Genomic DNA, 14,417 nt, shown 5'->3' with positions numbered 1-14,417 from the left:
GGGGGGGGGGGGGGGGGGGGGGGTGTGGGGGGGGGTGGGGGGGGGGGGGTGGTGGGGTGGGGCGGGGGGGGGGGGGGGGGGGGGGGGGGGGGGGGGGGGGGGGGGGGGGGGGTCGGGGGGGGGGGGTGGGGGCGGGTCGGGGGGGGGCTGGTCGGGTCTGGTCGGAGCGGGGCGGGGCGGGTCAGCCGGCCAGGACCCACACCCGGAGGGCGCCGGTGGTGGTGAAGCCGTGGCGGAGGGCGGTCGTCAGGTCGTCGCCGTGCTCGTAGCCGACCACGGGCGTGCCGGGCCACCGGCGGGTGAGGGCCGCGAGGCAGCCGGGCCAGGGGTCGGTGCCGAAGACGTTGGACACGCCCACCACTCCCCGGGCGGCGCCGGGCGCGGCACTGCGGGTGGCGACCGCTCCGGCGACGATGCTGCCGTCCGGGGCGCGGGCGGCGAGCACGGTGGTGGCCGGGTCGGTGAGGAGGGCGGGGCGGAAGAGGCCCGGGGGTTCTGCCCGGCCGCTCCGGGCGGCCTCCCAGGCGGCGAGCGCGGTGGCGCTGCGGACGGGTTGCCAGGGGGTGGCGTCCGCGGGCCGGGGGGCGGGGGCGCCGGGCGGGCGGTGGATCCAGTGGGCCTCGAAGAGGGGGGTGAAGCCGTGCCCGGAGAGGTCGAGGGTGGCGTAGCTGTCCTTGACCGAGCAGCCGGGCGTGCTCCGGTCGATGCCGGGCAGCACGTCGTGCGGGGCGGCGTCGGGGGCGAGGGTGACGGCGTCCGGGTAGTACGGCGGGGTGCGGAGCGGGTGCGTCCAGGCGCGGTCGCCCAGGGTGCCGGAACCGAGGCCGTGGGCGCGGCACATGGTGGCGCACCACTGGACGTTGTTGCGGACGGCGGCGCGGACCCGGGCGCCGGTGGTGGTCATGCGGGTCATCGTGCCAGGGCGTACGGCGGAGAACGATCTCTTTTCCGCCGCTACCTTCTTTTCGAAGGACGGAATATATTTTCCGCACAACAGAAATGGGGGTCTCATGAGGGGTACGCGGAAGGCGCTGCCACGCCGCGCCGTCGCGGAGCTGGTCGGTACCGGGGCGCTCGTGGCGGTGATCGTCGGTTCGGGCATCCAGGCCACCGGTCTCAGCCAGGACGTCGGGGTGCGGCTGCTGGCCAACTCGCTGGCCTCGGCGATCGGGCTCGGGCTGCTCATCGCCCTGTTCGCACCGGTCTCCGGCGCCCACCTCAACCCGGTCGTCACCCTCTCCGCGTGGTGGACCGGGCGGCGCACCCCGGGCGCGCTGAGCGGCCGGGAGGTGTCCCTCTACATCGGCGCCCAGCTGGCCGGGGCGGTGGCGGGGGCCCTGCTCGCCGAGGCCATGTACGGGCGGGCGCCGGGCGGTTGGTCCACCCTGACGCGGTCCGGCGGGCACCTGCTGCTGGGCGAGACCGTCGCGACCGCCGGCCTGGTGCTGCTCGTCCAGGGCCTCGACCGCATCGGGCGGGCCCGGCTGGCGCCGCTCGCGGTCGCCGCGTACATCGCCGCCGCGATCTGGTTCACCTCGTCCGGCTCGTTCGCCAACCCGGCGGCGACGGTGGGACGCTCCCTCACCGACTCGTTCACCGGCATCGCGCCCGCGTCCCTGCCGGGCTTCATCGCCGCCCAGCTCCTCGGCGGTCTGCTGGGGGCGGGGCTCGCCGCCCTGCTGTACGGCGGCCGGCCACCGGCGGGATCACACGTGCCGCGGTGAACCGGGCGGGCCGCCGGGGCGTCCGAACAGGCGGAGGTGTGACGTGGGATTCCTGCGGGGTGTGCGGTCCGTGCGGCCGGTACCGAGGTGGCCGGCGACCCGGCGCGGTCAGCGGCGGCTGGTCCAGGGGGTCGTGGTGGCGTGCGTCCTGGCGCTCACGCCCGCGGCGTGGCTGCGCGCCGTCGCCGACGACCGGCTGCGCACGGCGGCGGACGTGCCCGCGCGGGACGTGGCCGTGGTGTTCGGGGCCGGGCTGTGGAAGGGCCGGCCGACACCGTACCTGGCCCACCGGCTCGACACCGCCGCCGCGCTGTACCGGGACGGCAAGGTCAGGGTCGTCCTCGTCACCGGCGACAACGGCCGCGTGGAGTACGACGAGCCGGACGCCATGCGCGCGTACCTGAGGGAGCGGGGCGTACCGGACGGGCGGATCGTCAGCGACTACGCGGGCTTCGACACCTGGGACTCGTGCGTCCGCGCGAAGAGGATCTTCGGGGTGGACCGGGCCGTCCTGGTCACCCAGGACTTCCACATCCGCCGGGCGGTGGCGCTGTGCCGGGCGGCGGACATCGACGTGTACGGGGTCGGGGTGGGCGAGCCGCGCGACTCGGTCTGGTACTACGGCCAGAGCCGCGAGCTGGTGGCCGCCGGAAAGGCGGCCCTGGACGCGGTGTTCGAGCCGGACCCGACGTTCCTGGGGCGCAAGGAGACCGGTGTGACGGAGGCGCTGGGGCGCTGACCGGCCCGCCGGGACACCGCCGGGATCACCGCCGGGCCTCACCGGTGGGGCGGGCCGGCGTGGGAGCCGGCCGTACCGGGGCCGTAATGCGCCGTGTCAGTGGCCGTAACACGCGCGTCGCATGCTCGGGGGCATGCTCACCGCCACCACCGCCACGCACTGTCCGTACTGCGCCTTGCAGTGCGGGATGAACCTCCGGCCCGCCGGCGACGGCGTCGAGGTGGTGGAACGCGCCGACTTCCCCGTCAACCGGGGAGCCCTGTGCGGCAAGGGACGTACCGCACCCGCAGTGCTCTCCTCCCGGGTCAGGCTGGAGGGGCCCCTGGTCCGACGCCCCGCCACAGGCAGGCTCGAACCGGCCACCTGGGAGGAGGCCCTGCGCACCGTCGCCGACGGGCTGCGGGGCACGAGGGAGAGGCACGGGGCGGACGCCGTCGGCGTCTTCGGGGGCGGCGGGCTCACCAACGAGAAGGCGTACACGCTCGGGAAGTTCGCCCGGCTGGTCCTCGGCACCTCGCAGATCGACTACAACGGCCGGTTCTGCATGTCGTCCGCCGCCGCCGCGCACCAGCGGGCCTTCGGGCTCGACCGGGGGCTGCCCTTCCCGCTGGAGGACATCCCGCGCACCGGCTGCGTGATCCTCGTCGGGTCGAACCTGGCCGAGACCATGCCCCCGGCGCTGCGCTACCTCACCGAGCTGAAGGAGAACGGCGGCAAGCTCATCGTCGTCGACCCGCGCCGCACCCGTACCGCCGAGCAGGCCGACCTCCACCTCGCGCCCCGCCCCGGCACCGACCTGGCGCTCGCCCTCGGGCTGCTCCACCTGGTCGTGTCCGACGGGCGGACGGACGAGGAGTTCATCGAGAGCCGTACGACGGGCTGGGCCGACGCCCGCGCCGCCGCCATGTCCCACTGGCCCGCCCAGGTCGAGCGCATCACGGGCGTCCCGGTGCCGCAGCTGCGGGAGGCGGTGGCGATGTTCTGCGACGCGCCCGAGTCGATGGTGCTGACCGCGCGCGGCCCCGAACAGCAGTCCAAGGGCACCGACACCGTCGGCGCCTGGATCAACCTGTGCCTGGCCACCGGCCGCGCCGGCCGGCCCCTGTCCGGGTACGGCTGCCTGACCGGACAGGGCAACGGCCAGGGCGGGCGCGAGCACGGGCAGAAGGCCGATCAGCTGCCCGGCTACCGCAAGCTCGACGACCCCGCCGCCCGGGCCCACGTCGCCGGGGTGTGGGGCGTCGACCCCGACACCCTCCCCGGGCCCGGCCGCAGCGCCTACGAACTGCTCGACGCGCTCGGCACCGACGTCAAGGCCCTGGTGCTGATGGGGTCCAACCCGGTCGTGTCGGCGCCCCGCGCCGCGCACATCCAGGAGCGGATCGAGTCCCTGGACTTCCTCGCCGTGGCGGACGTGGTGCTGTCGGAGACCGCGGCGCTCGCCGACGTCGTCCTGCCCGTCACCCAGTGGGCGGAGGAGACCGGCACCCTCACCAACCTCGAAGGCCGCGTCCTGCTGCGCCGCCGGGCCGTCGACCCGCCCGAGGGCGTGCGGAGCGACCTGGAGGTGATGCACGCGCTCGCCGCGCTGCTGGGCTGGGAGAAGGGCTTCCCCACGGATCCCGAGGAGGTCTTCGACGAGCTGCGCCGCGCCTCGGCCGGCGGGCCCGCCGACTACGCGGGCATCAGCTACCGGCGCATCGCGGAGGAGGACGGCGTCTTCTGGCCGTGCCCCGAGCCGGAGCACCCCGGCACGCCCCGGCTGTTCCTGGAGCGGTTCGCGACCCCCGACGGGCGGGCGCGGTTCGTGCCCGTCACGCACCGGGCGGCGGGCGAGGAGACGGACGACGCCTACCCGGTGGTGCTGACGACCGGGCGGGTGGTGTCGCAGTACCAGTCGGGCGCCCAGACCCGGCGGGTCGAGGAGCTGAACGCCGCCGCGCCCGGACCGTTCGTGGAGCTGCACCCGCGGCTGGCCGCGCGGGTCGGCGTCGCCGAGGGCGAGGCGGTGGCCGTGGTGTCGCGGCGCGGGCGGGCCGTGGCGCCGGCGCGGATCACCACCGGCATCCGGCCGGACACGGTGTTCATGCCGTTCCACTGGGCCGGCGAGGGCCGGGCGAACACGCTCACCAACCCGGCGCTCGACCCGACCTCCCGCATGCCCGAGTTCAAGGTGTGCGCGGTGCGTCTGGAAGCCGTGCGGCCCTAGGGGGTCTCTCGCCGATCATGCCGGGCTCCCGGTGTCCGCCACCGCACCTCGCGGCGTTGTCGTCGGTCGTCATGGCTCCGCCATGACTCCCTCCTCCGCCTTGCGATGCACGGCGCCGGACACCGCTCGCCGATCCGGCCTGATCGACAAGACACCCCCTGGGCGGCCGGCGGCTGAGCCAGTCCCCGCCCGCGATCGGCTCGCCCAGCCGCACGGCCGGCGTGGCGACGTACACCCAGGCCCGCACGGCCGCCCCGTCACTCAGCCGCAGCACCTCGAACACCTCGCGCGCGTACCCGTGTTCCAGGCGGTCCAGTACGGAGACGAGGGCGTCGTACTCGCCCGGCGCGGCGTGCACCAGCTCGCCCGCCACCCGCCCGGCGCCCCGTACCAGGTACGGATACCCGGGCCCGTCGTACAGCAGGGCGCCCGGCAGGCGGGCCGGTTCCTCCGCCGCCGTGCGGCCGCGCAGGAACCGGTCGTGGTTGTACTCGCCGGGCCGCAGCGTCCCGTACACGAAGAACGGCAGCCCGCGGGGTGGTGCGCTCATCGGGCCGAGGTCTCCTGCCGCAGCCACGCCAGGTACGCGGTGCTCCCCCGGACGACCGGTGTGGCGATGATCTCCGGGGTCTCGTAGTCGTGCTTCGCGGTGAGGTACGCCTCCAGCGCGTCGTAGCAGGTCTCCGTCGTCTTGAAGAGGACCTGCCACTCCTGGCTGGTCTCGATGGCGTTCTGCCAGTGGTAGACCGAGGTGACCGGACCGGAGACCTGCGCGCAGGCGGCGAGCCGCGCCTCCACCGCGCCACGGGCCAGTTCCTGGGCCTTCTCGGCGCTGTCTGTCGTGGTGAGTACGGTCAGGGCCAGGGTCACGGTCTCTCCTCCGCGCGTCGTCTCCGCGTCATGGTCGCGCACGCCGCGGCGGTCGTGCGCACCGCGCCGCGCCGCACACGGCCGAGCGTACGCACCCGCCGGCGCCGGCGACCCGCGGTACGTGCTTTCCGGCCCCCGGCGACGCTCCCGGCCGCGGTGGCGGCTGCGGGGACGGGTTCGGAGGGGGCGGGCCACGGAGCGGTCGTGGCGGTACGGGTCAGCCGCCGTAGGGGTGGACGGCCTTGGCGTCGCGCAGGGCGTGGGCCCACCAGGCGAGCTGGTCGAGCATCGTCTTGGCGGCGCCGTCGGGGCCGGTGGGGTCCTTGTGACGGCCGTCCTCGTCGAAGTGCCCGTGGGCGTTGTGGAAGGAGACGGTGTCGCGGACGGTCACGGCGTGCATCTCGGCGAAGACCTGGCGCAACTGCTCCACGGCCCGCAGACCGCCGGACATGCCCCCGTAGGAGACGAAGCCCACCGGCTTGGCCTGCCACTCGGTGTAGTGCCAGTCGATGAGGTTCTTGACGGCCGCGGGGAAGGAGTGGTTGTACTCCGGGGTGATGACGACGAAGGCGTCGGCCGCGGCCAGCGTGCCGCCGACCTCGGCGAGCCGGTCGCGGACGGCCGGGGCGGGGTCGTGGGACAGGGCGGTGGGCAGGTCCGTGCCGGGGTCGGCGAGGTCGATGACGTCGACGGTGAAGTCGGTGCGCCGCCCGGCGTGGGAGAGGAACCAGTCGGCGATGACGGGGCCGAAGCGGCCCTCGCGGTTGCTTCCCACGATGACGGCGAGCGAGAGCGGTGAGGTCCGGGTGATCTCCATGCGGAAGACCCTCCTACCTCAACCAAGGTTCAGGTCAAGCCTGTACCGGAACACGGCCGGGGCGGGAGCCCCCGACGCGGTCCCGGGCGGCGCCCGGAAGGGGAGCCCCGGGGGCGCGTCACCCATTCGGGGCGGCGCGCCGCGCGCACCGGAGAACCGGCGCTGACCTGCTGCGACGCCGGCCGTCCAGCGCGACACGCCGCCCCGGACGGCCTCATCTGATGGAGCATCAGCAGGCGCGGGCGGCGGGGCGGGCCTTACCTCGGAGACAGGACATCCGCCCGTCACGCCCCGCCTGTCGCGCGCCCCGGAGGACCTCATGCGCACCACTGCCCGCCTGCTGACCGGTACCGCGCTGGCGGCCGTCTCGCTCGGCGCACTCGCCTCGCCGGCCGCCCACGCCGCCCCCACCGGCGACCTCGGGAAGCTGGAGGTGTACCCGTCGACCGCCGAACCGGGCGACACCGTCACGGTCAACACCACCGCGTGCGGCAAGAAGGGCCACGGGATCGGCGACGCCCAGTCGCTGGGGGCCGGCGACTTCGAACTGTCGCCGGGCACCCACAAGGACGTCGTGGTGGGCCGCTTCACCGTCCCCTCCCACGCCAAGCCGGGCACCTACGCCATCGCCGTGGCCTGCGACAACGGCAGGACCGCCACCGGTGACCTGACCGTCAAGCACGGCAGCGGCCACACCTCGGGCGGGCACGACTCCGGCGGGCACAGCTCGGGCGGCCACAGCTCGGGCGGCCACGACCAGGGCCACGACGTGCCCAGCGGCCATGTGAAGACCGGGGTGGGCGGCAGCGTCGGCCCCGACACCACCCGGATCGCGGCGGGAGCGGCCGTGCTGGCCGCCTCCGCCGTCGGCGGGGTCTGGCTCCTGCGTCGCCGGGCGAGCGGCGCGCAGGACAGCTGACGGGGTCCGTCCCCGTACCCCCGCCCCGCTCCCCGCCCCCGCCGCGTGTGTCCCCGAGACCGCGGCGCGGGCGGGGAGCCCCAGCCACGCGAGGGCAGCCATGACCGACGACACCAGGGCCGCCGCGGGAAACGGCACCGGCACGAACGCGGGTGCGGGCACGGGCGCCAAGGGCAAGGGCTGGGGCGTGGCCGTCGCGGCGTGCGTCGGCCTCTGGCTGGTCCAGAACGGCTCCGCCGAACCGACCCCGCCCGTCCCGACCGCCGCCGAGGCCTTCGCCGCCGGACCGCACCGGCACACCGACGCGGCCGCCGCACCGCTGCCGCCCTCCGCCCCGGTCCGCGTCCGCATCCCCGCGATCGGCGTCGACGCCCCGGTGATGCGCCTGGGCCTGGCCCGCGACGGCAGCCTGGAGGTGCCGCCGGCCGGGAACCCGAACATCGCCGGCTGGTACAAGGACGGCACTCCGCCCGGTGCCGAGGGAACGGCCATCGTCGCCGGCCACGTCGACAACGCCGACGGCCCCGCCGTCTTCTACGCCGTCGGCAGCCTCAAGAAGGGCCACTGGATCGAGGTCACCCGCCGCGACGGCCGGACCGCCGTCTTCACCGTCGACGCGGTCGAGGTGTACGACAACGAGGACTTCCCCGACCGGAAGGTCTACGGGCCCGCCGACCGCGCCGAGCTGCGCGTCATCACCTGCGGCGGCACGTTCGACGAGAAGACCGGCTACCAGGGCAACGTCGTCGCCTACGCGCACCTGATCGGGGTGCGGTAGCCGGCCGTCAGCTCCACTGGTCGAAGGCCAGCTTCGCGACCAGCGAGAAGACCACCACCAGCAGGACGCCCCGTACGAACTCCGCCCCCTTGCGCAGCGCCATCCGGGCCCCGAACATCCCGCCCGCCAGGTTGAACACCGCCATCAGCGCCGCCAGCTGCCACAGGACCGTGCCCTGGTACGCGAACATCGCCAGCGCCCCCGCGTTGGTGCACACGTTCACGATCTTGGCCGTGGCGGAGGCGGTCACCAGGTCCAGGTGGAGCACCGCCGTCAGCGCCAGCACCAGGAACGTGCCGGTACCGGGGCCGAACAGCCCGTCGTAGAAGCCGATTCCGCCGCCGACGAGGACGATCGCCGTGACCACCCGCGCCCGGGTCGCCGGCCCCTTTCCCGCCCCCGTGCCGAACGACGGACGCAGCATCACGAAGGCCGCCACGCCCAGCAGCACCACCATGATGACCGGCCGCAGGACATCGCTGCTGATCCCCGCGGCGAAGAAGGCCCCGCCCATGGACCCGGCGAGCGCCGCCAGGCCGATCCGCACCGCCGTCCGTACCTCCACCGGCGCCTTGCGCACATAGGTCACGGCGGCGCCCGTCGTCCCCACGATGGCCACCGCCTTGTTGGTGCCGAGGATGTGCGCGGCCGGCACCTGCGGCAGGCCGAGCAGCAGCGCGGGCAGCAGGAGCAGCCCACCACCGCCCACCACGGCGTCGATCCAGCCCGCCACGAGAGCGGCCGCGCAGAGGAGGACCAGGGTGGTCAGCGATATGTCGGGCATGACGGCGAGCCTAGGGACGGGATAGGTGTGCCGTCCACGGAACGGGTGAGGCTTGAGCTACCTCTGAGGTTGCGGCCTACGCCGGACCGGCGGCGCCGGCCCCTACCCGGTTCCATGTCCTGGCGCAGCAGTGTCTGTGCCCGACGAGCCGCTTCTGCGACGCTGTGTTCGTTCTAGCCTCAGTGCATGAAGATCACTGTGCGGTCGGCGGTCGAGGTGGACCTGCCCGGGTTGCTGGCTCTCTACGGCGAGTTGAACCCCGATGATCCTCCGCTGCCCGAGGCGTCCGCGGAGGCCATTTGGGCAGCCATATCAAGGCAGCAGGGACGGACGATCCTGGTGGCCGAAGCCGACGGCACCGTGGCGGGGACGGCCGACTGCATCGTCATGCCGAACCTCACACGCGGTGGTCGGGCCGTCTTGTTCGTGGAGAACGTCGTGGTGGCCGGCTCGTTCCAACGGCATGGTGTGGGCCGTCAGTTGATGGAGGCTGCCGTTCGCCTGGGTGAGTCGGCCGACTGCTACAAGGTCCAGCTGCTGGCGGCGGACGACGCCTATGTTCACACCTTCTACGAGGCGTGCGGCTTCAAAGCTCTGGCGAAGGGCTTCCGCCGCTACATCCCGTAAGGGGCGCAGGTGAGATCCAGGAACGGATGTCGGGCGGGCCGGCGCCGTCGGGCCTCACCGGCGGTGGCCGTCGCCGCTGAGGTCAGCTTTCCGTGCGCGAAACAAACGGGATGCGGCCGGGTAACACCGCCGACGCACGCTGGCGAGCATGAGTTCACGGATCGTGGTGGTCGGCGGAGGCACGGCGGGCGCTCGCCTCGCCGAGCGGCTGCCCGTCACCCTGCTCGGCGAGGAGCCGCACGCCCCCTACAACCGGGTGCTGCTCGCGGACGTCCTGGCCGGGCGGTACGGGCCCGAGGTGATCGCCCTGCCGTCCCCGCACGGCGACGGGACGCGTCACGAGGTGCGGGTCACCGGGATCGACCGCGCCGCCCGGGTGGTGCACTGCGCGGACGGCGAGGCGTTCGCATACGACCGGCTGGTTCTGGCCACCGGCTCCAACCCGGTGCTGCCACCGCTGCGGGGCCTGGGCGGCGGGCGGCTGCCCGCCGGGGTGCACGCCTTCCGGACCCTCGACGACTGCCTGGCGCTGGACGCGCTGGTGGGCCCCGGGGTGCGGGCGGTGGTGATCGGCGGCGGCCTGCTGGGCGTGTCGGCGGCCCGCGCGCTGGCCGCCCGGGGCGCGGAGGTGGTGCTGGCCCAGCAGGGCGAGCACCTGATGGAGCGCCAGCTCGACGCGGGCGCCTCGGCGATCCTGCGCCGCCACCTGACGGCGGACCTGGGCGTGGAGGTCCACACCGAGTGCCGTGTGCGCGGCCTGCGCTGCGTCGACGACACGGTCGAGGCGGTGGAGCTCGCCGACGGGTTCGTCCTCGACGCGGACGTGGTCGTCATCGCCTGCGGCGTCCGGCCGCGCGTCGGCCTGGCGCTCGACGCGGGCCTGGACGTCAAGCGCGGGATCGTCGTCGACGACCGGCTGCGCACCTCCGACCCGTACATCCACGCCGTCGGCGACTGCGCCGAGCACGACGGCCGGCTCTACGGGCTGGCCGGTGCCGCCCTGGAGCAGGCCGACGTCCTGACCGAGGTGCTCACCGGGGGCACCGGCGCCTACCGGGGCACCCGGGCGCTGACCCGGCTCAGCATGGACGCCCTCGAACTGGCGGCGTTCGGCGAGGCGACGCCGCTGCCCGGTGACGACACCGTGCAGCTGGCGGACGCGACGAGCGGCGCGTACCGCAAGGTCGTCGTCCGCGGCGACCGTCTCGTCGGCGGCGTACTCCTCGGCGATCTCGGCGCGGTCGGGGCGCTCGCCCGGGCCTGGGAGGGCGACGAGGCCCTTCCCGAAGCGCCCCTGCTCCACCTGCTCACCCATGACGGAGGCTCCTGAAATGGCCCACATGCCCACTATCGTCCTCGTCGGCCACGGCATGGTCGGCCAGCGCTTCCTGGAGGCCCTCGCCGAGCGCGGTGTCACGGAGCGGGCGCGGGTCGTCGTGCTCTGCGAAGAGCCCCGCCCGGCGTACGACCGCGTCCGGCTGACCTCGTACTTCGACGGGAAGACGCCCGACGACCTGTCCATGGTCGAGGACGGCTTCATGGCGCGGCACGCCATCGAGCTGCACCTGGACGACCCGGCCGAGACCATCGACCGCGAGGCCCGGACGGTCACCTCGCGCGCCGGCCGCGTGATCGCGTACGACACCCTCGTGCTGGCGACCGGTTCGTACCCCTTCGTACCGCCGGTCCCGGGCAAGGACGCGACGGGCTGCTTCGTCTACCGGACGATCGAGGACCTGCTCGCCATCGAGGAGTACGCCAAGACGGCGAGGATCGGCGCGGTGGTCGGCGGCGGGCTGCTCGGCCTGGAGGCGGCGGGCGCGCTCAAGGGCCTGGGCCTGGAGACGCACGTGGTGGAGTTCGCCCCGCGGCTGATGCCGGTGCAGGTGGACGAGGGCGGCGGCGCGGCCCTGCTACGCACCATCGAGAACATGGGCCTCGTCGTCCACACCGGTACCGGAACGCAGGAAGTGCTCACCGAGGACGGCTCGGTGACCGGCATGGCCCTGTCGGACGGCACCACCGTCACGACCGACATGGTGGTCTTCTCCGCGGGTGTCCGCCCCCGCGACCAGCTGGCGCGCGACTGCGGCCTGACGGTCGGCGAGCGCGGCGGCATCGCGGTCGACGAGCGGTGCCGCACGTCGGACCCGGCGGTGTACGCGATCGGCGAGTGCGCGATGGCGGTGGACGGCCGGGTGTACGGCCTGGTGGCGCCCGGCTACGAGATGGCGCTCACGGCCGCCGCGACGATCGCCGAGGAGGAGGCCGGCGGGTTCACCGGTGCCGACATGTCGACCAAGCTGAAGCTGCTGGGTGTGGACGTGGCGTCCTTCGGCGACGCACACGGCACCGCCGAGGGCTGCCTGGACGTCGTCTACTCCGACTCCCGCTCCGGCATCTACAAGAAGCTGGTGGTCGACCCGGACGGCGTGCTGCTGGGCGGTGTCCTGGTCGGTGACGCCGAGGCGTACGGCATGCTGCGCCCGATGACCGGGACCAAGCCGCCGGTGGCGCCGGAGCAGCTGGTGCTGCCGGCCGGTGCCGGGGCGCCGGTGTCGCTCGGTCCGCAGTCGCTCCCCGACGACGCCATCATCTGCTCCTGCCACAACGTCACCAAGGGCGCCATCTGTGCCTGCTCCTCGCTGCCCGAGGTGAAGAAGTGCACCAAGGCGGGCACGGGCTGCGGCAGCTGCGTGAAGGTGATCCAGCAGCTCCTGCCGAAGCCGGCCGACAGCGGGATGTGCGGCTGCTTCACCTACACCCGCAGCGAGCTGTACGAGATCGTCCGCACGATGCGCTTCACCTCGTACGCGGAGCTGCTGGACTCGCACGGGCGGGAGGAGGCGCGCGGCGGCGAGGGCTGCGAGATCTGCAAGCCCGCCGTGGCGTCGATCCTGGCGAGCCTGACGAACGAGTACATCCTCGACGGCGAGCGGGCGGCCCTCCAGGACACCAACGACCACTTCCTCGCCAACATGCAGCGCAACGGCTCGTACTCGATCGTGCCGCGCATCCCGGGCGGGGAGATCACGCCGGAGAAGCTCATCGTGATCGGCGAGGTGGCCCGGGACTTCGGGCTCTACACCAAGATCACCGGCGGTCAGCGGATCGACCTCTTCGGCGCGCGGGTGGACCAGCTGCCGCAGATCTGGACGCGGCTGGTGGACGCCGGCTTCGAGTCGGGGCACGCGTACGGCAAGTCGCTGCGGACCGTGAAGTCCTGCGTGGGCCAGACCTGGTGCCGCTACGGCGTGCAGGACTCGGTGAAGATGGCGATCGACCTGGAGCTGCGCTACCGGGGCCTGCGCGCCCCGCACAAGCTCAAGTCGGCGGTCTCGGGCTGCGCCCGGGAGTGCGCGGAGGCCCAGTCGAAGGACTTCGGCGTGATCGCCACGGCCAACGGCTGGAACCTGTACGTCGGCGGCAACGGCGGCGCGACACCGCGCCACGCGGACCTGCTGGCGCAGGACCTGTCGGACGCGGAGCTGATCCGGCTGATCGACCGGTTCCTGATGTTCTACATCCGCACCGCCGACCGGCTGGAGCGTACGGCGGCCTGGCTGGAGCGGCTGGAAGGCGGCCTCGACCACCTCCGTGACGTGGTCGTGCACGACAAGCTCGGGCTGTGCGACGAGCTGGAGGCGCTGATGGCCGCGCACGTGGCGAGCTACCACGACGAGTGGGCCGAGACGCTGAACGACCCCGAGCGGCTGCGCCGGTTCGTCTCCTTCGTGAACGCCCCCGACGCGCCGGACCCGTCGGTGAAGTTCGTGCCGGAGCGCGGCCAGATCAAGCCGGACCTGACGATCCTCACGCTGGAACCCCTGGAAGGAGCTTCCGCCCGATGATGCTCGAACTCTCCTACCTCGACGAGTGGTTGCCGATCTGTGACGACTCCGTGCTCACGCCGGGTCGCGGCATGGCGGCCCTGCTGCCCGACGGGCGGCAGGTGGCGCTCTTCCGGGACCGGGCCGGACGGTGGTACGCGATCGACAACCGGGACCCGTTCACGGGCGCCCAGGTCCTGTCGCGTGGCCTGATCGGGTCGGCGGGCGGGCGGCCGTTCGTGGCGTCCCCGCTGCTCAAGCAGCGCTTCGACCTGGAGAGCGGCCGGTGCCTGGACGACGAGGAGACGTCGGTGGCGGTCTACGGGATCCGGGTGCGGGAACTCGCCGCCGTCTCCTGACGGACCACCCCGTGCGCGGGGCTCCTGCCGGGCCCCGCGCACGGGGACGGACGGCCGGGCCGGGGGGCGGGGGGAGCTCCGGCCCGGCCCGGCGCGCCCGGGGCCGGGGGCCCGGCGCGCGGCGGGGGGCGCCGGGGGCGGGGTCCCGGCGGGGACACCCGCCGGCGGGGGCGCCGCGGCGCGACGCGCGGGGGGGGCGCGTCAGCCCTGCACGGCCGAGGGGTCCATCCAGATGACCTCCCAGAGGTGGTGGTCCGGGTCCTGGAACGAGCGGCCGTACATGGTGCCGTAGTCCAGGGGGTCGTTGGCGGCCGAGCCACCGGACGCCAGAGCCGCGTCGCACAGCTGGTCGACCCGCTCCCGGCTGTCGGCGCTCAGCGCGAAGATCGCCTCGGTGGAGCGCGCCGCGTCCGCGATCTCCTTCTTGGTGAAGTCCTTGAAGCGCGGCTCGGTGAGCAGCATCACGAAGATCGTGTCGCTGATGACCAGGCACGCGGTCCGGTCGTCGCTGAACTGCTCGTTGAAGGAGTAGCCCAGCTTGCTCCAGAACGTCTTCGACGTGGCGAGGTCCTTCACCGGCAGGTTCACGAAGATCATCTGGGGCATGTCGTCATCTCTTCTCTCGTCGGTGTGGCGCTTTCGGAGGGGTAGACGGGAGGAGCCGGCGGAACTCATCGCTCCCGGCCGAACCTCCCGAAAAGAATTTCGCCCCATCGCGCCCCGCGCGCCACCGCAGCCTCCTCCGCCGCCACGGATCGCCC

14 protein-coding genes and 1 pseudogene are annotated in these 14,417 nt (G+C 73.9%); 9 read left to right on the top strand and 6 right to left on the bottom strand.

Annotated elements, in window-relative coordinates; translation table 11 throughout:
* Nucleotides 1-181 precede the first annotated feature (181 nt).
* Nucleotides 182-904, bottom strand: a complete 723-nt coding sequence (locus A4V12_RS26610; protein WP_064071977.1) for a hypothetical protein — start codon at nucleotides 902-904, stop codon at nucleotides 182-184.
* A gap of 106 nt (nucleotides 905-1,010) precedes the next feature.
* Between A4V12_RS26610 and A4V12_RS26605 the strand changes: the two genes are divergently transcribed.
* The 3 genes from A4V12_RS26605 to A4V12_RS26595 all read left to right on the top strand — a co-directional run bounded on the left by A4V12_RS26605 (nucleotide 1,011) and on the right by A4V12_RS26595 (nucleotide 4,672).
* The gene (locus tag A4V12_RS26605; protein WP_064071973.1) at nucleotides 1,011-1,724 is read left to right on the top strand and encodes an aquaporin; all 714 of its coding nucleotides are present in this window, start codon (nucleotides 1,011-1,013) and stop codon (nucleotides 1,722-1,724) included.
* Between the two features lie 70 nt (nucleotides 1,725-1,794).
* Complete coding sequence (locus A4V12_RS26600; protein WP_423563054.1) at nucleotides 1,795-2,463, top strand: SanA/YdcF family protein; 669 nt, start codon at nucleotides 1,795-1,797, stop codon at nucleotides 2,461-2,463.
* 133 nt (nucleotides 2,464-2,596) lie between these two features.
* Entirely contained in the window at nucleotides 2,597-4,672 is a 2,076-nt protein-coding gene (locus A4V12_RS26595) for a molybdopterin oxidoreductase family protein (protein ID WP_064071976.1), read from the top strand.
* A gap of 166 nt (nucleotides 4,673-4,838) precedes the next feature.
* Here A4V12_RS26595 and A4V12_RS39160 read toward each other — a convergent pair.
* The 3 genes and pseudogenes from A4V12_RS39160 to A4V12_RS26580 all read right to left on the bottom strand — a co-directional run.
* A pseudogene (locus tag A4V12_RS39160) lies at nucleotides 4,839-5,222 on the bottom strand (gamma-glutamylcyclotransferase family protein); the annotation flags it as partial.
* A complete protein-coding gene (gene cutA, locus A4V12_RS26585; RefSeq protein ID WP_064071970.1) occupies nucleotides 5,219-5,542 on the bottom strand; it encodes a divalent-cation tolerance protein CutA in 324 nt (107 codons plus the stop codon). The gene cutA and the pseudogene A4V12_RS39160, both read right to left, overlap by 4 nt.
* A gap of 217 nt (nucleotides 5,543-5,759) precedes the next feature.
* Complete coding sequence (locus A4V12_RS26580; protein ID WP_064071969.1) at nucleotides 5,760-6,359, bottom strand: NADPH-dependent FMN reductase; 600 nt, start codon at nucleotides 6,357-6,359, stop codon at nucleotides 5,760-5,762.
* 319 nt (nucleotides 6,360-6,678) lie between these two features.
* Between A4V12_RS26580 and A4V12_RS26575 the strand changes: the two genes are divergently transcribed.
* A complete protein-coding gene (locus A4V12_RS26575; RefSeq protein ID WP_064071968.1) occupies nucleotides 6,679-7,278 on the top strand; it encodes a hypothetical protein in 600 nt (199 codons plus the stop codon).
* Between the two features lie 100 nt (nucleotides 7,279-7,378).
* Entirely contained in the window at nucleotides 7,379-8,056 is a 678-nt protein-coding gene (locus A4V12_RS26570; RefSeq protein ID WP_079137363.1) for a class F sortase, read from the top strand.
* A 7-nt stretch (nucleotides 8,057-8,063) separates the two neighbouring features.
* On the opposite strand, the gene A4V12_RS26565 is transcribed toward A4V12_RS26570, so the two are convergent.
* Nucleotides 8,064-8,840 (bottom strand): sulfite exporter TauE/SafE family protein, encoded by a 777-nt coding sequence (locus A4V12_RS26565; protein ID WP_064071967.1) that lies wholly within the window; start codon nucleotides 8,838-8,840, stop codon nucleotides 8,064-8,066.
* A gap of 186 nt (nucleotides 8,841-9,026) precedes the next feature.
* On the opposite strand from A4V12_RS26565, the gene A4V12_RS26560 reads away from it, so the two are divergent.
* From A4V12_RS26560 to nirD, 4 genes are all read left to right on the top strand, one after another.
* A complete protein-coding gene (locus tag A4V12_RS26560; protein ID WP_064071966.1) occupies nucleotides 9,027-9,467 on the top strand; it encodes a GNAT family N-acetyltransferase in 441 nt (146 codons plus the stop codon).
* A gap of 148 nt (nucleotides 9,468-9,615) precedes the next feature.
* A complete protein-coding gene (locus tag A4V12_RS26555; protein WP_064071965.1) occupies nucleotides 9,616-10,797 on the top strand; it encodes an NAD(P)/FAD-dependent oxidoreductase in 1,182 nt (393 codons plus the stop codon).
* A 1-nt stretch (nucleotide 10,798) separates the two neighbouring features.
* Nucleotides 10,799-13,318 carry a nitrite reductase large subunit NirB gene (nirB, locus tag A4V12_RS26550; protein ID WP_064071964.1) on the top strand — a complete coding sequence of 840 codons (2,520 nt, stop codon included), beginning with the start codon at nucleotides 10,799-10,801 and terminating at the stop codon, nucleotides 13,316-13,318.
* Nucleotides 13,315-13,656, top strand: coding sequence for a nitrite reductase small subunit NirD (gene nirD, locus A4V12_RS26545; protein WP_064071963.1), 342 nt, complete (start codon nucleotides 13,315-13,317; stop codon nucleotides 13,654-13,656). The genes nirB and nirD overlap by 4 nt, the downstream gene beginning before the upstream one ends.
* Before the next feature lie 201 nt (nucleotides 13,657-13,857).
* On the opposite strand, the gene A4V12_RS26540 is transcribed toward nirD, so the two are convergent.
* Nucleotides 13,858-14,262, bottom strand: coding sequence for a VOC family protein (locus A4V12_RS26540; RefSeq protein WP_064071962.1), 405 nt, complete (start codon nucleotides 14,260-14,262; stop codon nucleotides 13,858-13,860).
* Nucleotides 14,263-14,417: the final 155 nt, after the last annotated feature.

It is taken from the genome of Streptomyces noursei, from assembly GCF_001646665.1.
GTDB lineage: Bacteria > Actinomycetota > Actinomycetes > Streptomycetales > Streptomycetaceae > Streptomyces > Streptomyces lavendulocolor.
This window is presented reverse-complemented; position numbering and strand designations above follow the sequence as displayed.